Here is an 18,103-nt window from a genome sequence, read left to right as displayed (position 1 = left end):
AAACGATTCATACCTGCTATGTGCAAGCATGAATCGTTTTTATTTTAAGCAATTTTCTTTTCTTAATTTCACAAACGAAATTCAATAGGGAGAATTAAGATAGTATTTTTTATAACTTCTTAAAAAATTACCATGTTAAAATTCTTTGCGGATTATCCTTAACCATCTTTATAAAATCTTCTTCTGATATATACTTCAACAGCTCCTCTTTTAGTGTTGTAAGAATATATTTAAGGCCTGGCTTCCCGCCATATGATACGAAATATTTTTTCCGTCCCATGTCACCAGATAAGCATATCTGATCAGCATATCCATTCTGTACAAGTTTAACTATCATCTGTACTTTTAATTCATCATGATTGTCCAAATCTCTTCCAATGTGATCAAAACATACGGAAGCGCCAGTCTGACAAATTTGCTCAATGTATTTTTCATTTTCCATTAGGTCCACATGACTCAAACATATATGTGATAGATCAGCATTATTTTTTTCAAATAATGCTAACTGTTCTAACCCCATTGTTCCTTGGTCACAATGAGTTATTATAGGAATATGTAAGTCGTTTTGAACTTTAGATTCTATAATAATAATTCTTTTTTCATCATCTGTTATATTATTATAGCTTGTACCACATTTCATGCCAGCTGGTAAAAGATGCTGTGAAGTTACACCTGCAGTGATTTCATTAGTCAAAAAATTATAGATATCCGCATCAGTCATATCCTTAATCCAACTTGGTTGAAACTCTTGCTTATGAAAACCTGTTACAAACGCCACATTTATTCCAGCACTGCTTGCGATTTTCTTTAACAGCAATGGGCTACGCCCATAATTAATCGGTGTTAAATCAACAATCGTATTGCCACCAGCATCCTTAAAAGAAACTGCTTCAGCAATATTTTTATCTATATCATCCAATGTATAATCATAATACTTAGGCAACTCATTAGGTACTACATATAAATGTTCGTGAATATAAGTTATTCCCATAGAATTAACAGATATTTTACCATTAACCGTATTAATTTTTTTATTAGTATTTACCATTCAGCAATTGTCCCATCATAGTTTTCCCATGCAGGATTATTCCATATTAATCCTTCTTGAGCAACTTCCTTAATTTTATCTTCATCCATTTCAATTCCCAAGCCTGGCCCTTTAGGAATATCCACGAAGCTATCTTTATATTGAAAAATTTCTTTGTTTTTAACAAAGTCCAATAAGTCAAATCCTTGATTATAATGAATTCCTAAACTTTGTTCTTGAATGAACACATTTGGCGTGCAGGCATCAACTTGAAATGTGGCTGCTAATGCAACCGGACCATATGGTGCATGAGGTGCAACCGCCATATCATATGCTTCCGCCATTGCAGCTATCTTTCTTTCTTCTAAAAGACCGCCACAGAGGGAAATATCTGGTTGAACAATATCAACTGCACCTTGTTTAAAAATGTTTTTAAAACCCCAACGAGTATATACGCGCTCACCAGTAGCTATCGGTGTAGAAACTTCATTTGCAATTTGAGCAAAATATTCTTCATTCTCAGGTAAAACCGGTTCCTCAATAAACATCGGATGATATGGTTCCAAAGCCTTAGCTAAAACTTTAGCCATGGGCTTATGAACTCGGCCATGAAAATCGATTCCGATTGCCATTTCATTACCAAATTTTTCACGAATTGACGCTACACGTTTAACAGCGGCATCAACTTTATCAAGTGAATCAACATAATGCATTTCCGATGTGGCATTCATTTTAACTGCACGAAAGCCTTTATCCCAACGTTCTTGTGCCATTGCAACTACATCGGAGGGGCGGTCTCCTCCAATCCATGAATACACCTTAATACGATCCCGTGCGGCACCACCGAGTAATTCATATACCGGTAAGTTTAGCGCCTTACCTTTAATGTCCCATAGTGCCATCTCAATTCCAGAAACAACAGTACCATTAATAGGACCACCTCGGAAGAAAGAACGATGCAGCCTTTGCCAAATTCGCTCGATTTCAAACGGATTTTTACCAATTATTTTTTGGGCCATTTCTTTAGCACCGGCAACGACAGTTTCGGTTTTGGTTCCAGAAACCATCTCACCCCAGCCTGAAACACCTTCATCTGTATTAATTTTAATAAAAACCCAACGCGGCTTAACCTTATAAATAACAAAATTTGAAATTCTCATAAATTTCTCCTACATCCTACTAAAAAATAGCTTTTATAAGTGCAATTACCTTATAAATTAAGAACCCAATAATATGTGTACCTGCATCTTCAGTAGAAATGTAGTGCATACCTTGAGCTAACTTAAAGCCACCTGCTAAAGCCAATTGAGTATGAATCGGTGCTAAGTTAGTAGCAATTAATAATACACAACATGTAATAACAAAGGTCGACAACAACCCTCTAAAAATATTGCCTTTACCAAATGCTACTGGCCAAGCAGACAACCACATGGCTTGATAAGCTATATCTGAAATAGGTAGAAGTTTATTTCCTGGCAAAATTGCAGCTAAAATTAATGTAATAGGAACCATGATAATACCACATGCAATAACTGATGAATCTGCTACTGTTAAAGCCGCATCAACACCAATAGTAAATTTGTTACCTGGAAATTTCTTATTCAATAACTCTTTAATTGAATTCGCAAATGGAATAAGGCCTTCCATCAATATTTGCATCATTTTTGGTGTTAGCACCATGGTAGCTGCTGTACTCATACCAACTATTAAAATATTGCCCACTTTGTCTTCAGCTAAGATACCTATTAAAACACCGATCACAAAACCCATGAACAGTGGCTCACCAACAAAACCAAACTTTTTTTGAATTTTTTCAGGACGGGCATCAATATTTTTGATACCTGGAATAACACTCCATAACTTATTTAATAACCATGCAATCGGTGCCCAACCAACTGAGTTAGCAGTTGGAAAAGAAATGCCTTCTAATCCAAAATATTTTTGCGCAAGCGGAGCTGTCCAGTCTGCTAATTTAAAGCTAATTGCTGCATCTAAAGCAGCTGCCAATAAAGAAATACCTGCACTTTTTGTCAAATACCAAACAAGCGCACCGGTAAAAATGTAGTGATTATAACTCCAAAAATCCACCATTACCGTATTAGTCATTTTGGTAATTAGCATAAGTGCATTAATACCCAAAACTATAAAAACGACTACAGCTGCTAAAGGAAATGCCCAAGTTGCAGCAGCTCTTGCCGGCCAACCTACATCCATAATACTAGTTTGAATACCCCAATGAGAAACCATCGAATGAACAGAAGGACCAACTTGAGCCACAAACCAATTAATAACTATAGTTACTCCAGCAAAACCTACACCAATAGTCAATGATGATTTGATTAGTGTTGCAAACTTAACCCTAAATATTAGACCTAAAATAAAAATAATTATGGGCATCATTACCATAGGCCCTAATTGACTAATCCAATTTAATGCATTTATTACATATTGCATAACTATTACCTCCTCACATTAATTTTTTAATATTTCTGCAATTTTTTGTTCTGCCCCATCAACATTAACTCCAGTAATAAATGGTGTACCTAAAACCATAGGGACATTGCCCGTTACGTTTTCATTTAATCTACCTGTCGGGACAATCAAATCTACCTCATTCGTTTCTATGTTGCCTTGCACCTCAGAAAATTTGCATTGAATAATTCGAGGTTCTGGTGCCCCTATTTTTTTTGCAATATCTCTCACTTTACCGGCTGCAATAGTTGAAGTAATCATTGACGATGCACAACATACAATTACTGTTTTCTTTTTCATGATAAATTCTCCTCTTTATTATTAAAAAGTGATATTACCTCACTCGTTGAATTCTGTTTAAGTAAGTTTTTTAGAAAAACTTGATCTTGAATAATGTTCATAATTTGTTTAAGCATTAAAAGCTGTTTTTCAGGTTTATTAAATAAAATTAAAAAAATTATAGAAACTTCTATTTCATCAACTGGATTATCCATTTTTTTAAACTTTATTGGCTTACTCAATGTGGTTATAACCAACTGCGTAACATTTGATTGATTATAATCAGTATGTGGTATTGCCACTTTGATTTCTCCAGTATCTAAACCTGTAGGAAATTTAGATTCTCTTACTAAAATACTGTTTTTATATGTATCTTTAATTTTCCCCTCTTCAAGTAAAATATTAGTTATAAAATCATAAAATTGCTTTCTTGAACTAAATTCTTTATTTAAAAATATATCTTTTTTATCTATATTAATATTATTCATCCCATATTCTTTCCTATTCATAATCTTACAAATAAATATTTGAAATTTTAGATATAGGTAATTCGTTAGTATTCATCTATTTATTTTTTGTGAACTATATCGATTAAAGATGCATGCAGTCTTTCAATGTCTAGATTTTCAACATCTTTAGGTTTAAAAGCACCTGATCCTATTCCAATATAATCTGCTTTATTAGTTAAAAACTCATGGATATTAGAGCTGGAAATACCACCAACAGCCATCAATCGAAGATTGCCTAAAGGTGCTTTTATTGCTTTAAAGAATGCTGGGCCAACAGTAACTGCAGGAAAAATTTTAATAATATCAGCTCCATACTGATGCATTTTCCAGGCTTCACTTGGTGTCATTACACCTGGAACTGTAATCACTTTCTTCTTTTTAGCAAAAGACATCATTTCTTTAGTAAAAACACAAGAACTCAATAAAAACTGTGCTCCATTCTCAACCGCTTTTTTTTCACTTTCAAAATCAAGTACTGTACCAGCACCAATGATCAACTTTTCTCCAAATTCATCATTAAAGTTTTTAATCATATTAAACGCATTCGGAGTGTTCAATGTTATTTCTACTGCAAATTCATTTTCTAAACCCTTTAATGCTAATAAAATTGCATGAGCTTGTATTTGCGAATAATTACGCAAAATTATTGTAAATTTGGGATAATCTTCAACTTTCACCTTTATTTTTCCTTTCTATATATATTCTAATAACTTGATATGTTTGATCTGAAGACCGTGTATTAAGAATTTTTTGAATAATCGCTTTATTAGTAGCTAGGTCTGCCAATTGATTAATTGCTTTTAAATAACGATCTCTGTAAAAAAAAGCTATCGGTGCTAAAATTCTCACTTCTTTTCCATAAGGCAATTTAATAGGCCACCGAGATATTAAAAAACCAATTCCATCACCCTCTACACCATTTTCCGGTGAGGAATGTGGTATAGCCATATCTGTTCCCAAAAAGCTATAATTATTTCTATTGGATAGCTGTTTTATTAATTCAGTGTAATAATCATCGTTAACTATTTTTTCTCTAACTAAAGGTTGCAAAGCTTGAAATAAAGCGTCCTTCCAATTAATATTTTTTTGATTTATCACTTGAATATAATTAGGTTTTATATAATCTAATAGATCCGGAAACTTATTAATTTTTGTATTTTCATCATCAGTTATGTTTTGTTCTGATAGAAGGACTTTGGTTATACCTTGACGCAATTTACCAGCATCATTAATTTTTGCATATTTAGAGACAGTATTAATTAGGTTCTCAACTTGCTGATCAGTTTTTTCCAATCCTAAATCATTCAAGACACGATATTTTAAAGCAATTTTTTCTGAATAATTCATATTAGGTTTAACAACATAATTAGGTAAATTTGTTTCTAAAGGTATAGTTGAAAATACTACATCAAAGTTTTTTTCTGATTCTTTAAATTCCCTGTCTGACATCGAAAAAAGAAAATTTATTTCTGGAAAAATATTTTTCAGAATTCGTAATAAAATATTTGACATAATAATTCCGTTAGAGCAAACCACTACAGCTTTATATTGAATAATTTTTTTCTTATCTGTATTATTCCCTTTAACAAGCAAATACCCAAAATAATAAGTTAAAAGCTGTACCTCTTCATCCGAAAAATTTGTACCCAACCAACTTTCTAAAGGAGTAATTAACTCTCTAATAATATTTTCTAAAATTCGATGATTTGAAAACTTACCAATTGTAGAAAACTCAATACTAGGAAGATGATATCTCACACGAAAGCAAGCTGGTCTGAGATGATTTAATAACCTTTTTTCAAAATGTGATTGATCGTCTATATTAACTAAAGTTTTGCTTTTAAAGCCTTCCACAATCTGGTGAACAAAACCAAATAAAGCAATTTCATCAGAACTAATTTCAGAACCAGTTTTATCAAAAACATTAGCTGATAATATTTCTAATGCTATCCATTTAACGTGAGCATTATCTAGTTCTTTTAAAATTGGCATTTTGCGCAAATACTGATATTCTTTTGTCTGACCAATAAATGAATCAACATAATCATCTGTATTACTACCCCTCATACCTCGAGAAATGATAATCTGAATCATCATTTTTAAATTATTAAAATATTTATCAGAAAAAGATGCTTGAAATTTTTCTTCAACATTCATAATTAATAATATTGCTTGCTTAGAAACTTTTTGTTGCAATTTATCGGCATCTGCAGCTCGCTGAAATAGATTACTTGAATTGTTTTGAACCAAATTAGTTGCCAACCTAAAGACTTGCTCCTCATCTCCTTTTATAATATATCCATGCTTTCGATCATAATTTAGTTTTAAATTATATTCTCTAAGCATTCGAGATACTTCTTTTAAATTATTTACAATTGTCGTTTTGCTATAATCGAGAAGTAAAGCTAAATGATCCAGTGATGTATAATTTGGATAAAAAAGCAAATACATTACTATGATTACAGACCTATCTTTTACATTATATTCACCATTTTCTGACTCATAATTTGACAACAACTCTTTTATCCTTGATGAAAATGTAAAACTACCATCAGAATTTCGCTTTATTTTTTCAATTCCTTTATCAATTAACTTGTTGTTAATTAGGCTTATAGCGTAATTGACTTGCCGCCTTGTTAGTGTGAGTCTCTTCATCATCTCCCTTACTTTAATATCAGGATTTTCTAACAAAATGAAAATTATTTCTTGGATTCTAGTATTCATTTCTTCCACCTTGTAGCTTTATATTATTCCAAATTTTCTTAAGAAGTATTTGCTATTAAAGCAAAATTTGTACAGGATAATTGATCAGATATACATTTTATATACTTAAAAATACGAAAAGGCCGCAAGGTTTTGCCTAACGGTCTTTTACATATTTTTTAAAAGCAATTTTTCTAATATTGCTTGATCTTTTACAATTTTTATTATTTAGCATATTAAAAATATGAAACAAGCAGCCATGTTCAGCTCTAGACAAAAATATAATTAATAGCATTTCTTCCTTTGAATATCTATACAAATATTGCTTTAAACAATATTATATATTATTAGTAGCACAACATTTTAAAAATTTTTTTGTTTAACAAATTTTTATACTTATATAGCCTAAAAAATTTACAAATAAAAAGCAGTGAATCAATATTCTATCGAGTATCAGCCACTGCATGATTAGTATGTTTATTTATTTAAAAATTTAATTTATTAGCTCTTACATTAAACTCATAAGTTAAGACAGAAGTCTAGCCTTTATGCAACTTAAGTTATCAAGTGTTTGTAATATTTACTCATAACTGATTATAGTGATTTAAATATGATTTGTAGCAGCATTAAGCAAGATATAACAGCAATCACCGTGTTTCTGATTCATAGCTGCAAAAAATGATGCAAATAATTTATAAAAATCAATTTTTTAGCTGAATTGTTTTTTTATTGCACTAATCAGTCAATTCCTTTTTAAAGGTTTCGTAAACTGGGCACAAATCAAATGGTAGCAGACGGTAAAAGCGGGCAGCCAACTTGTCGGTTGAATCAAACTCACCGGCGAATTTGCTAAACCTGGTACGGCCCCAATTCAGCTGCACTTTCTGCAAAAGATCAAGATATTCCGGTTTGCCACCCATCCAGACAACAGAAAGTGTCTCTTTTTTATCTGCAAACAAAAAATTATAAGCTAAGATTTTAGCATTTCTAAGTATGAGCAGCGGCGCATCTTTCAAAAAATCAGTGAAAGTGATTGCATCCCACTTAGCAGCAGAATATGGCATTACAGGATTGGCCAAGTGATTTTGCCGGTAAACTTCATAATTTAGCCGTGAAAACTTTTTTAGCATGGCAGAATCGTCTGCAATTTCGTCAAAAGTCGCAATTCTGCAACCATCAGGAACAACTACTTGCTGCTGCGGAATTAAAGCAAAAGGCATTTCCGGCTCAATTGTCTTGCGAATCAATTTGAAACCGTGTTTTTGCGCTAAGTTGTTAAAAACCAGCTGTGGTGCATAATCTTTAGTTAACAAGGCACTGACTCCCTGTTTTGTAGCCGCTTGTTCCAGCTCTGTCAAAATCTGCGCAAAGATTTCTTCCTGCTTGGCTTCATTAAGCTCAGGTGTAATCCCAGCAGCAAATTCTAGCGCATACGGATGATAAGGATTCAGCCCGCAGGTACTGGCAGCCACTTTTTTGCCAGCTAAGTAATAGTAACGCTGCTGTTCATTATGATATTGCCACTGTGTCGGCAGCTGCCGCTCAGCTGGTAATTTTGTTAGATCAAACATATTTTTCCTCTAAAATTTAATTCTTATGATTTTCCACTAAAACAAAAACTATTTCCAAAATGAAGCAAAGATTCCAGTAGCCCAGTGAAACAACCGCAATGATGCCCCACACCATGTTTTTGCCGTAAAAAGCGTACACGATAAGACAAACAATCCCTATCAAAAAGATAAAGTTACGCAGCCATTTTAACGTCCGAGCGTCTGCTAAATGTTCAACTAAGTTATCGCGCTCATCGTCTTCAATAACTTTTTTGCCCTTTTTAAGATCTCGCCGGTCACTATCAAGACCAAAGGCAAGGAAAAAACTGACGAGGCAGGAAATAAAATCACCGATACTGCGCATCAGATCAGGCCAATTCCAAGCTGCAGAAGCAATGAAAGACACTCCCATCAGCAAAAAGCAGATTTCTGCAACACTCTTTTTCAAGTATTTCTTGTTCATTCCTTTTCTCCCGTATAATCTTTTAAGCAAAATAATGTTTCAATATCAGTGTCAAAAACGCAGGCGAGTTTATAAGCCAGCAGTAATGACGGTTTATATTTCTCTTTTTCAATTGAAATAATCGTCCGCTGCGTTACCCCAACCAGTTCTGCCAATTTTTCCTGAGTATACCCCTTTTGCTTGCGCAATTTTTTTACTAAATTCGGCATTTTTGCTCCTATAAAAATATGAAGTCGGCTTCACATGAAGTTAGCTTCATAATATCTAAAAAAACAAGTTTGTGCAAGCCCCATTTTGTTTGCTATTAATAATAATTATGATTATTTTGGAGAAAAATATGACTAAATTTGTTTCCTGCCAAACAGAATTGCAAAATTTAAATAAGCAAGCAATCTAAAGCATGAGGTAATCCCTACTTTAATTGAGCGTGCAAAATTAATTTCCAAAATCAAACAAACATACCTTTACTTTTTTGTTAAAGATGCCACAATTGAATTTATCAAGATGGCTAACAACTACAACATAACTGTGGTCAAATACGCTGACTTTTTTGATTAAAATAAGAAATAATCTAATGAATGCTAGCATTACTGAGAAAATATTTATTAACATGAAGAAAGGAACTAATTATGAAAAAATTTTACATAATAGGCGCAATCTTTGCCGCTGCTATATTAAACACTGCCGCACCATTTAACACTAAGCAAGTCTTTGCAGCCGGTCATTCTGCGGTTACGCCAAAGAAGAAAGCCAATAGATCTAAACGCTTTTTTGATCCACAACATCCAGATATTAACAAATCTGCTGCTGATATTAATACCAAAATAAACAGCAGTGTAAGCAAGCTATTTCCCAACACAAACAAAAATAAGCAGGTTCAATTAGCTGCTGACCTATACAGTGAAAAACCATACTATGATGGAATAACTGATAATGGCAATAAAACTTATACCTACACGGAACCTGATCTTCTTGGCGCTAGCAACGATCAAAATATTATTAAACTTGTTAATGATCAAAAATACTCTGGGAAAGCAAAGCAATTATTGAATTTTGAAAAAAAACAGATTACCAAAGAACTAGCTAAACAAGGTAAAAAATTTACTGATTTTAGTAATTACCAGATAGGTAGCTATGTGGTGCCTAAAACAAATAAGAAAAACTATGGAAAAGCGGTTATCTATCTGCTGCCTCCTAAAGCAACCTTGCCTGACCAGCAATTCGTTTATTTTGACCCCGTACAAACCAAGCTGTTTTATTGCATAAGCAGTTCTGCTGTTAACACTGAATTAAACAATGACGTAACTAGGCTCTTTCCAAAAACTATCAAAAATAAGCAAGTACAATTAGCTACAAATTTGGAATTTGGTAATTCAAGTTATACTACTGGAAATAACAATGATGAAGACGATGAGGGCCATCTTGATATTATTAACGATCTTTTAGGAATAAAGAAGCCTAACGATAAAAATTTAGTAGAGATATTTGCTTCCGATTTTTACAAAGGTGATATTAAAACTGACAGTACTAAAAGTGAATTATTTAATAGTATACAGCAGGCTTTAACGAAGGAACTAGCCAAAAAACATAAATCGTTTACTGACTTTAACAACTATAAAATTGGTGCTTCCGTCACATTAGATCCTGATAGTAACCGATTCTATTTATATATGTATTTAGTATCACCAAAGAAGAAACTACCAAAAATCAGCAAGTATACTTTTAGTGTTGACGATGTTCCTATAAATTAATTGAAACTGCAAAAATTATTTCTAAACCCACGATTTTTGATTAAATTGTGGTTTTTTTGTCCTGCATAACAAAAAGCCTAGTTATCACTTTGAAATATTCCATAATTGTTAGACATAGAACTAACAGTTAGGAGCACTTCATCTATCAACTAGACTTTTGCATTAAACCTGACATTATTAAATATTACTGGACACTTTATCCAGCATTACCTTTTTTTACACGAAACGCACACTGCTTAAACGTACTTAACCTCGATATCACCCAGCTTGCTGCTGCCCTGCAGGAGCAAAGTCGGGCCACCACCATTAGAAGTGCCGCTAATCTCCACCTCACCAAACATGGCCTGCAAGTTTTGATCATCAACTGTCCAAGACAGCGGCACATAAATGGTTACGCCGCTCATCGAAGAATTGAGCGTCACGGTCACAGTATCACCGGCTGGCTTTGCCTCATCAAGGTAAACGTTGACCTCACCCATCAGCGAATTAATGGTCACACTGCGTAGATTTTGCGAGTGAATATACCTTGATGCTTCCGACATTTTCTGACTAATCACAATATCTTCTGCGTCCTCATTTTTACTATTACTGGAAAAAATGGTATCGGCATGAAATTTCTTTTCCGTACCTAAATCGGACCAATCAGCATCGACCTTTTTATTATTAATATATACCTTAGGCCGCCATCTTTTCTTAAAAATTAGGTGCAAGCCTGCATCAACCAAAACTGCCGCAATCAAAATCGTCCATGGCACCAGTTTGGTAATTTTTAACGGTCCCGCGTAAATAATTAGTAGGAACGCAACTGCAAAAATTATTTCATCCAAACTGAAATCGAAAATTCCGTCAGCCAAAATAGCTATAAAAATAATGCTCCAGAATACTGTCCAAAATCCTAAATGAAAAGAGAGCATGTTCAACTGATTCAGCACTAAAAAGATTGCTGCAGCGAGTAACCCGATTCCCCAAAATATTTGCTTAATTTTATGCCTTCTCATTATGACAACCTTCTTTCATCTAACCTGTCACACAAATCGTGATAATAATGCCGCGAAACGTAAACCGTTTTATAAGAATCGTGAAATTGAACCTTGCAGTTGGAAATTGACCGCGATAGCGAATAGATCTGTCCAACATTCAGTAAAGTCGACTTCGATACCCGCATGAACTGTCCGCTTAACAAGTTCTCTAGTTCATACAACTTATATTCCACGGTGAACGCATCCTTGGCCGTATGTGCGACCACTTGCTTTTCTTCCGTTTCAAAAAATAAAATATCATTTAAATTCAAATAATAGGAGGCCTCGTCTTTTTCACCTTCAATTTGATCCGGATGCTTGCTGCTTTTTTGAATCTGCCGGTAGATCTGCTCAATCTCCGATGACATTTCCTTAGCATGGATTGTTATTACCGTTTCCGCTAAATCTGGGTCAATCTCAAGTTTTACTTTCACGACTCTCACCTGCCTCTCACATTTGTTAATTGTATTAAACTCTAATTTACTTTTCAAATCTAGTCTATTTGACTAAGTGGTCGATAACTGGAACCAAGTGGTCAAAAAAGACGCCCCATCTGGAGCGCCTTTAATCAACCAAAAGCTGAAATTAAAATTTTACGGCCGATATTTATAGCGTAAATAAGATGCAAGCAACATTAAAGCCACGCCTAGCACAAGAACTAAACCGCCAAGTGCAAAAATCAGAAGTGGAGCGTAAGACATTACCTTCATTGCTTGATCAGTAGGTGTACGTAAATTGCGAATGGCAAAATATGTTCCTAAAATGCAGTCAGTGACAAGAAGCAGCGCTGCTAGCAGTAACTGAAACTGCATCCCGTTTGTATAAAAATTAGCACTAACAAAAAATACAGCAACCAGATCCAATACACATTGAATGCCCAAATAGACCCAAGTCAAACCTTTGTAACGCATCATTCTACCCTCCGGGATTAACAAATACGAGCAAATTGGGCCAGCAGCTCCTGAAAGAAATTAAGCTGCGGATTGACCTTCAACTGACTATAAAGAGGATTGACAAAAACAACTGGTATTTGACCAGCAAAAGCATCAAAGCGAATATAATCACCTGCCGCAACTTTCGCTGTGTACTCACACTTATCAGCTAACGTTTCATAAATACATTGACCGTTTTTAATTACGTGCCACGTAACTGGCCGTTCGCCAAGTGCTTGAAAATGAACTAAGCCATTATATTCGCTTCCAGGCAGAACAGTCTGACCCCGTTCGTCCATGAGCGAGATTTTTGCCTGATAATTGCTTGCAACAATGACATGTCCGTGCCGCATACTTTCTAAAACAGCAGCGATTGAGCGCTGTTCAACATAAATTTTGTTTTGCGGAATTGCCATCGGATATTCCTGCTGGTAACTATTTTTATGAGCATCGCTGCCGCCAATACCAAACAGATAATGCCCTTCTTGCCATAAAAAGTCGAAAAAGCGAATTGCCTTTTTGTTATCAATGATATCTTCGGTAGCATACGGCGCAGAATTAATCACTTCCAGCAGATTGAAGTTTCTTATGTCAAAATCATGCTGTAAAGTCATGCCGTCAGCAAATGGATGATTAATTGACAAAAGATACTTTGCTTTTTTTAAATCCGCAAACATCGCGTTAATATTTTCATTTTTGGTTTGATGATTGTCAAAGTATTTCGGATAATCAATAAACTTGTTCAGACCATAAACGTTGTAATGAACTTCATTGTCTAAAGTCAATTCCGTTCCTGGCAAAAATAATTGGTTAATTTTAGGAAATTTAGTTGTGACAACCGAATGATCCGTTAAAGCAACTAAGTCAAGCTGTCTTTGTGTGGCCCAATTAGAAATATCAGCCAGGTTCACCCGGCCATCAGAATAATAACTGTGGCAGTGTAATTCGGCAGTCAACCAACCAGTCTTCCCTGGAGTTTCTTGTGTAAAATTCTGAGATAAAACGGCAAAAGTTTCCTCTTGGTCATTTATTTGCCGGTCAAAGCGAATTTCTAATTGAATTTTGCCCGTTACTCTTAAAGATGGCTTTAAAATCTCTAACGACCATATTCCCTTAGGAAACGGTCCCGGCAGTCCGCCATTTGTCGTTTCTTTCCAAGTAGGTCCAATAAAGTGGCTTTTAATGCGTGTTTTTAAACTGTACAATCCCCGAATTTGACCATGGGGATCACGGATAATAATCGGCGCGTGCTCGAAACAGCCATCAATAATATTCAGCTGCAGAACTTTTTGCCCAGAAATAACAAACTGGTACTTGAGTACTTCAACTTCCTTTTGGTCAATAAAAGTGTGAAAGAAAAGCATTAATAGCCACCTAATTTATCACGAACATCGACCGCAATTCCGGCAACCTTGGCACCATAAACAATCTGAATACCCTTATCAAGGTGGATTACTCCTAATGCTTCTAAATCGCGCTTCCAAACGGCATCATCGACCACTTTAGTCGGATCCTTCACAACTACTCTCAAACGCGAGATGCAGTTATCCAAATCTTCAATATTATCGGCACCACCTAGTCCGGCAATAATCCGTGCAGCCAAACTATTGTCAGCATCAGCACTTACCGTTTGCCCATTTTTAGCAGCTTTTTCTTGGTTAACTTTTTCATTGTATTCTTCTTTAGAATACAGCTTAACAGTTGCTTCATCTTCTTCACGACCTGGAGTTTTCACGTCAAACTTCAAAATCAAAAATTTAAATAAGAAAAAGACCACAACAAAGAAAATCGGCATTATGTAGAGATATGGCCACATATTTAATTTTTCCGGCCGCAAGAAGAACGGAATCCAGTCCTTCAGGTTACCCTGATAAATCGAAACCTTACAAAATTCTGTGACCACTTCTGCTAAACCGGCAATTGGTGCATAAACTAAGAAATACATCCACGGTGCAATAAATAAGAAAGTAAATAAAATTGGTTCAGTAATGCCAAAGAGCATTGTTGAAACTATCGTTGGAATCAGTAACCCGGCAACTTTCTTCTTATTTTGTGGCAGCGAAGTTTTGTACATAGCTAACGCAATTGCTGGGAAAATAGCGAAATCGATGACGCCCATCCCGGCCATAAAAGCACGAACCAGCAGCTTGCCAGAGCCTGGTGAAGCAAGCTGAGCCAGCTGAATTGCCGCATTACCAACAACTAACTTGCCGTCAACTACCATACGGCCGCCTAGATCCGACCATTCAATCGGCAGACCCAGCATCGGGTGCATTCCAAACGGTACTAATATTTCATAAACTGTCCGGTAAACGAATGTACCAAAGAGCCCTGACTGTTTGACAAATTCAGAGAACCCGCTGAACAGCATTCCGATTGTCGGCCAAACAAAGGAAAAGATAACTCCGACAACACCCCCAGAAAGCAGGGTTAAGATCGGCACCGTTCTTGTTCCTGAGAAGAAGGCCAGCGCTGTTGGCAGCTTAGTCTTATAAAAACGATTGTGCAGCCAAGCAGCAATTACGCCCATCAAAATACCACCAAAAATACCTGTGCGGTAGGTGAAAAAGCCCAGCTCTGTCGTATACAAAGCCGCTTCTTTAGAAGCAGCCAACGGACTCAGTCCACTTTTAATCAGCGCCTGAACAGTCGTGTTAGCGGCTGTTAGTCCGCGTGATGTTAATAAAGATGACATTGTGGCCAGCAAGGCCAAAAAGCCAACCAGCGAAGAAAAGGCAGCCCAACCCTTTTCTCGTTTAGCTAAGGAGAAAGCCACTCCGACAGCATATAGAACAGACAAATTGCCAAAAATTGCATCCCCTAGGGCCTTAATAACTTCAAAAAGTTTAAATATAAATGTAGTTGAGTAACTCGCCCAATTAATTCCCAGAGCCGCTACTGTTGCCTCATTAGTGAAGGCACCACCAACACCGAGGAGTAAGCCTCCTAAGGCAACCAGCGAAATGGGAACCAACATGGCTTTCCCAAATGTTTGCATTTTTTCTTTCATAATTCTTCACTCCCTCATTTCATAAAAAGTTTTTAGAGTTCAGATAACAAATTTTAAACAACTTACCTGCTAACGAAATTAGCAATTAATGCAGTTTCGGCCAATAATTCTTGTTGGCGACAATCAAAGCATCAAGCACCTGCTTGGCTTTATCAGCCGATGGTACAGCCAAATTCAAGGTGAAAGCTTGCAGCGCCTTTTGGTAGGAATGCTCAAAATAAGCATCAACCAGCAGTTTTTCAGCGGCGTCTTGTGCCTCCATCAAGCCTTTATGAAAGTTATTAATTGGCTCTTTCAGGGCAACGGGTTCGGCACCAATGCGGCCAACATAAGCCGGAACCTCAACTACCGCATCATGGCGCAAGTTGGAAATTGAACCCGTGTTTGGCAAAATCAACATGAACCGTTCATGGCTGTCATTCAAAATTGACGCAGCCATGTCGACAATATAATTACCGTGTTCACCGAAATCAAAGTCAAAATCAGCTCTTTGCCCTGCACGCAGCTCTTCAGCTAATTGGTGATTTTCTTTAACCCGCGTGTCCAGCACATAATTGGCCCGCGTATAATTGGAATCGCTAGACTTAACCACGACGTCTGGAAACAGGTAGTATTCGAGGTAATTATTAGGCAGATAATCGGGAAACAAGCGTAAATTTTCACTCAGCATATTCCAGGCATTCTGCCACGATTGATCATTGGCATTAAACGAGGCGACCTTCATTGGTTGCTTTTGCAATTTCTCAATGATTTCTGGCATTACTTCCCGTTTCAGCGACTTGTCATAAATTGAGGTGTACCAGCCAAAATGATTCAAACCATAATACTGGGCAATCCAATTTTTCCGGTCATAGCCAAAATTGCGGCAGATCGTTTCCTCAATTGAAATGGTCATGTCACAAGCATTAAGCATTTTGGCATGCGGGAACTTGCGTCTAACCGCCTCAGCAATCAAGCTTTCCGGATTGGTATAATTCAGAATCCATGCATCCGGTGCGTACTCTTGCACATATTCAACGATTTCTAACAAGCCCTTGATCGAACGTAAACCATAAGCAAAACCACCCGCACCACAGGTTTCCTGTCCGACCAAGCCATACTTGAGCGGAATCTTTTCATCTTTCTCCCGCATAGCTAAGTCACCGACACGAATCTGTGAGAACACAAAATCAACCTGCTTGAAACCTTCCTCAGGATCGGTTGTCTGTATTAGCTTAATGTTTTCCAATTTAAACGCCTTGAGCATTCCCTTAATAATGACGTACATATCATCGTTTTTCTGTTCGTCAATATCGTAAAGCCGAATTTCGGCTACCGGAAATTTTGCTTGACTCTCCAGCAGTGCCTGAATAATCCCCGGGGTGTGCGACGCACCACCGCCGGCAATTGTTACCTTAACTGCGTTTTCGTTCATTGATACCGCCTCCCAAAATATTTACTAACTATAGATAAGATAAAATATTTTTTATTATTTGTATATAAGCGCTTACATTAATGATAAAATAATAGTAAATAGAAAATATTTTCATTCATTAAAAATATTTTTACTTTTCATGGTGGCCTTAAATAATGAAAATCGAAGAATTAATTAATCAATATGCCGACGATCTAACAACAACAGATACACAAATTTTAGATTTTATGCTTAACAACAAAAAATTGGTTCGTTCCTTAACGATCACGGAACTGGCGAAAAAAACCTATACTTCACCTTCGAGCTTGACGAGGTTAGCAAAAAGATTACATTTTTCCGGTTTTTCCGAAATGAAATTTTGTTTTGAAAATGAAAAGCCTCAAGAAAAGGTGCTGTCGACGAATACTTACCAGATGCTGACACAAGATATTAACGCCACAATCAAGTCACTTGAACAAAAAAATTGGCAGCCAATCCTAAGCAAAATTCATGATGCACAAAATATCTACGTTTACGGCACTGACTGGGGTGAAAAAATTGCGGCACAGTTACTGGTCCGTAACTTTTTTGCCCAAAGACAAAATATGATTTTTATTCCTTCGATTACCGAATTAAAGTGGAAAGTACAGACAATTACTAAACAGGATCTAGTGTTTCTAATTTCTTACAGTGGCAAAAACGCTGAACTTAAAGGAATAATCCAGCTGCTGCAACTATCTAAGGCTTTTTCTGTTTCGATCACGCCAATTTCGCAAAATTGGTTGTCGTCCGCAACTGATTACAATATCTACTACTACATTCGCAACTTAAACCTCAACCGGGATAATACTTTAGAATTCAACCATTTTTCACCCCTCTACCTAACAATTGATCTTTTGTTCAGAAAATTTATTGACAGCCCCTACGCCAGTTAGACAAAAACGGCGCCTCCGATGCTCTTGCATGAGGTGCCGCTTTTATTTTCTATTAAAACT

At 35.9% G+C, this 18,103-nt stretch carries 18 protein-coding genes; 2 read left to right on the top strand and 16 right to left on the bottom strand.

The genetic code is table 11. From position 1 onward, the window contains the following. Window positions 1-127 precede the first annotated feature (127 nt). From PT285_RS00985 to PT285_RS00940, 10 genes are all read right to left on the bottom strand, one after another. The gene (locus PT285_RS00985) at window positions 128-1,048 is read right to left on the bottom strand and encodes a phosphotriesterase (protein ID WP_277147110.1); all 921 of its coding nucleotides are present in this window, start codon (window positions 1,046-1,048) and stop codon (window positions 128-130) included. Continuing rightward, window positions 1,042-2,187 (bottom strand): galactonate dehydratase, encoded by a 1,146-nt coding sequence (gene dgoD / locus PT285_RS00980; RefSeq protein ID WP_277147108.1) that lies wholly within the window; start codon window positions 2,185-2,187, stop codon window positions 1,042-1,044. The genes PT285_RS00985 and dgoD overlap by 7 nt, the downstream gene beginning before the upstream one ends. A gap of 19 nt (window positions 2,188-2,206) precedes the next feature. Next, the gene (locus PT285_RS00975; RefSeq protein ID WP_277147106.1) at window positions 2,207-3,481 is read right to left on the bottom strand and encodes a PTS galactitol transporter subunit IIC; all 1,275 of its coding nucleotides are present in this window, start codon (window positions 3,479-3,481) and stop codon (window positions 2,207-2,209) included. A gap of 18 nt (window positions 3,482-3,499) precedes the next feature. Beyond that, a complete protein-coding gene (locus tag PT285_RS00970; protein ID WP_277147105.1) occupies window positions 3,500-3,799 on the bottom strand; it encodes a PTS lactose transporter subunit IIB in 300 nt (99 codons plus the stop codon). Beyond that, entirely contained in the window at window positions 3,796-4,266 is a 471-nt protein-coding gene (locus tag PT285_RS00965; protein ID WP_277147103.1) for a PTS sugar transporter subunit IIA, read from the bottom strand. Before PT285_RS00965 ends, PT285_RS00970 begins: the two co-directional genes overlap by 4 nt. 80 nt (window positions 4,267-4,346) lie before the next feature. Then, window positions 4,347-4,964: a bifunctional 4-hydroxy-2-oxoglutarate aldolase/2-dehydro-3-deoxy-phosphogluconate aldolase gene (locus PT285_RS00960; protein WP_277147101.1), complete on the bottom strand. Its 618-nt coding sequence runs from the start codon at window positions 4,962-4,964 to the stop codon at window positions 4,347-4,349. After that, complete coding sequence (locus PT285_RS00955; protein WP_277147099.1) at window positions 4,954-7,011, bottom strand: BglG family transcription antiterminator; 2,058 nt, start codon at window positions 7,009-7,011, stop codon at window positions 4,954-4,956. The genes PT285_RS00960 and PT285_RS00955 overlap by 11 nt, the downstream gene beginning before the upstream one ends. Window positions 7,012-7,724: 713 nt before the next feature. After that, complete coding sequence (locus PT285_RS00950) at window positions 7,725-8,561, bottom strand: hypothetical protein (protein WP_277147097.1); 837 nt, start codon at window positions 8,559-8,561, stop codon at window positions 7,725-7,727. Between the two features lie 16 nt (window positions 8,562-8,577). After that, window positions 8,578-9,003, bottom strand: a complete 426-nt coding sequence (locus tag PT285_RS00945) for a hypothetical protein (RefSeq protein ID WP_277147095.1) — start codon at window positions 9,001-9,003, stop codon at window positions 8,578-8,580. Beyond that, on the bottom strand, window positions 9,000-9,212 hold the full coding sequence (locus PT285_RS00940; RefSeq protein ID WP_277147093.1) for a helix-turn-helix transcriptional regulator: 213 nt from the start codon (window positions 9,210-9,212) through the stop codon (window positions 9,000-9,002). Before PT285_RS00940 ends, PT285_RS00945 begins: the two co-directional genes overlap by 4 nt. Window positions 9,213-9,632: 420 nt before the next feature. Between PT285_RS00940 and PT285_RS00935 the strand changes: the two genes are divergently transcribed. After that, the gene (locus PT285_RS00935; protein WP_277147091.1) at window positions 9,633-10,754 is read left to right on the top strand and encodes a hypothetical protein; all 1,122 of its coding nucleotides are present in this window, start codon (window positions 9,633-9,635) and stop codon (window positions 10,752-10,754) included. Between the two features lie 236 nt (window positions 10,755-10,990). Here the strand turns inward: PT285_RS00935 and PT285_RS00930 are convergent, their stop codons facing one another. The 6 genes from PT285_RS00930 to PT285_RS00905 form a co-directional block, all read right to left on the bottom strand. Continuing rightward, window positions 10,991-11,752 (bottom strand): hypothetical protein, encoded by a 762-nt coding sequence (locus PT285_RS00930; RefSeq protein WP_277147090.1) that lies wholly within the window; start codon window positions 11,750-11,752, stop codon window positions 10,991-10,993. Further along, window positions 11,752-12,207: a LytTR family DNA-binding domain-containing protein gene (locus tag PT285_RS00925; protein ID WP_277147088.1), complete on the bottom strand. Its 456-nt coding sequence runs from the start codon at window positions 12,205-12,207 to the stop codon at window positions 11,752-11,754. Before PT285_RS00925 ends, PT285_RS00930 begins: the two co-directional genes overlap by 1 nt. Window positions 12,208-12,366: 159 nt before the next feature. Further along, on the bottom strand, window positions 12,367-12,687 hold the full coding sequence (locus tag PT285_RS00920) for a hypothetical protein (RefSeq protein WP_277147086.1): 321 nt from the start codon (window positions 12,685-12,687) through the stop codon (window positions 12,367-12,369). Window positions 12,688-12,701: 14 nt separating this feature from the next. Continuing rightward, complete coding sequence (locus PT285_RS00915) at window positions 12,702-14,069, bottom strand: CehA/McbA family metallohydrolase (RefSeq protein ID WP_277147084.1); 1,368 nt, start codon at window positions 14,067-14,069, stop codon at window positions 12,702-12,704. After that, window positions 14,069-15,715, bottom strand: a complete 1,647-nt coding sequence (locus tag PT285_RS00910; protein WP_277147082.1) for a PTS transporter subunit EIIC — start codon at window positions 15,713-15,715, stop codon at window positions 14,069-14,071. The genes PT285_RS00915 and PT285_RS00910 overlap by 1 nt, the downstream gene beginning before the upstream one ends. Window positions 15,716-15,800: 85 nt before the next feature. Further along, window positions 15,801-17,129: a 6-phospho-alpha-glucosidase gene (locus PT285_RS00905; protein ID WP_277147080.1), complete on the bottom strand. Its 1,329-nt coding sequence runs from the start codon at window positions 17,127-17,129 to the stop codon at window positions 15,801-15,803. 155 nt (window positions 17,130-17,284) lie between these two features. Here PT285_RS00905 and PT285_RS00900 point away from each other — a divergent pair, with 155 nt between their 5' ends. Continuing rightward, a complete protein-coding gene (locus PT285_RS00900) occupies window positions 17,285-18,043 on the top strand; it encodes a MurR/RpiR family transcriptional regulator (RefSeq protein WP_277147078.1) in 759 nt (252 codons plus the stop codon). Window positions 18,044-18,103: the final 60 nt, after the last annotated feature.

Origin of the sequence: Lactobacillus sp. ESL0791, from assembly GCF_029433255.1 — a bacterium.
GTDB lineage: Bacteria > Bacillota > Bacilli > Lactobacillales > Lactobacillaceae > Lactobacillus.
This window is presented reverse-complemented; position numbering and strand designations above follow the sequence as displayed.

Excerpts from the sequence above, each read along its gene's own strand:
- PT285_RS00900 (WP_277147078.1), top strand. The coding sequence starts at position 17,285 with ATGAAAATCGAAGAATTAATTAATCAATATGCCGACGATCTAACAACA.
- PT285_RS00915 (WP_277147084.1), bottom strand. The coding sequence starts at position 14,069 with ATGCTTTTCTTTCACACTTTTATTGACCAAAAGGAAGTTGAAGTACTC.
- PT285_RS00945 (WP_277147095.1), bottom strand. The coding sequence starts at position 9,003 with ATGAACAAGAAATACTTGAAAAAGAGTGTTGCAGAAATCTGCTTTTTG.
- PT285_RS00920 (WP_277147086.1), bottom strand. The coding sequence starts at position 12,687 with ATGATGCGTTACAAAGGTTTGACTTGGGTCTATTTGGGCATTCAATGT.
- PT285_RS00955 (WP_277147099.1), bottom strand. The coding sequence starts at position 7,011 with ATGAATACTAGAATCCAAGAAATAATTTTCATTTTGTTAGAAAATCCT.
- PT285_RS00930 (WP_277147090.1), bottom strand. The coding sequence starts at position 11,752 with ATGAGAAGGCATAAAATTAAGCAAATATTTTGGGGAATCGGGTTACTC.
- PT285_RS00965 (WP_277147103.1), bottom strand. The coding sequence starts at position 4,266 with ATGAATAATATTAATATAGATAAAAAAGATATATTTTTAAATAAAGAA.
- dgoD (WP_277147108.1), bottom strand. The coding sequence starts at position 2,187 with ATGAGAATTTCAAATTTTGTTATTTATAAGGTTAAGCCGCGTTGGGTT.
- PT285_RS00970 (WP_277147105.1), bottom strand. The coding sequence starts at position 3,799 with ATGAAAAAGAAAACAGTAATTGTATGTTGTGCATCGTCAATGATTACT.
- PT285_RS00905 (WP_277147080.1), bottom strand. The coding sequence starts at position 17,129 with ATGAACGAAAACGCAGTTAAGGTAACAATTGCCGGCGGTGGTGCGTCG.
- PT285_RS00935 (WP_277147091.1), top strand. The coding sequence starts at position 9,633 with ATGAAAAAATTTTACATAATAGGCGCAATCTTTGCCGCTGCTATATTA.
- PT285_RS00985 (WP_277147110.1), bottom strand. The coding sequence starts at position 1,048 with ATGGTAAATACTAATAAAAAAATTAATACGGTTAATGGTAAAATATCT.
- PT285_RS00940 (WP_277147093.1), bottom strand. The coding sequence starts at position 9,212 with ATGCCGAATTTAGTAAAAAAATTGCGCAAGCAAAAGGGGTATACTCAG.
- PT285_RS00950 (WP_277147097.1), bottom strand. The coding sequence starts at position 8,561 with ATGTTTGATCTAACAAAATTACCAGCTGAGCGGCAGCTGCCGACACAG.
- PT285_RS00910 (WP_277147082.1), bottom strand. The coding sequence starts at position 15,715 with ATGAAAGAAAAAATGCAAACATTTGGGAAAGCCATGTTGGTTCCCATT.
- PT285_RS00975 (WP_277147106.1), bottom strand. The coding sequence starts at position 3,481 with ATGCAATATGTAATAAATGCATTAAATTGGATTAGTCAATTAGGGCCT.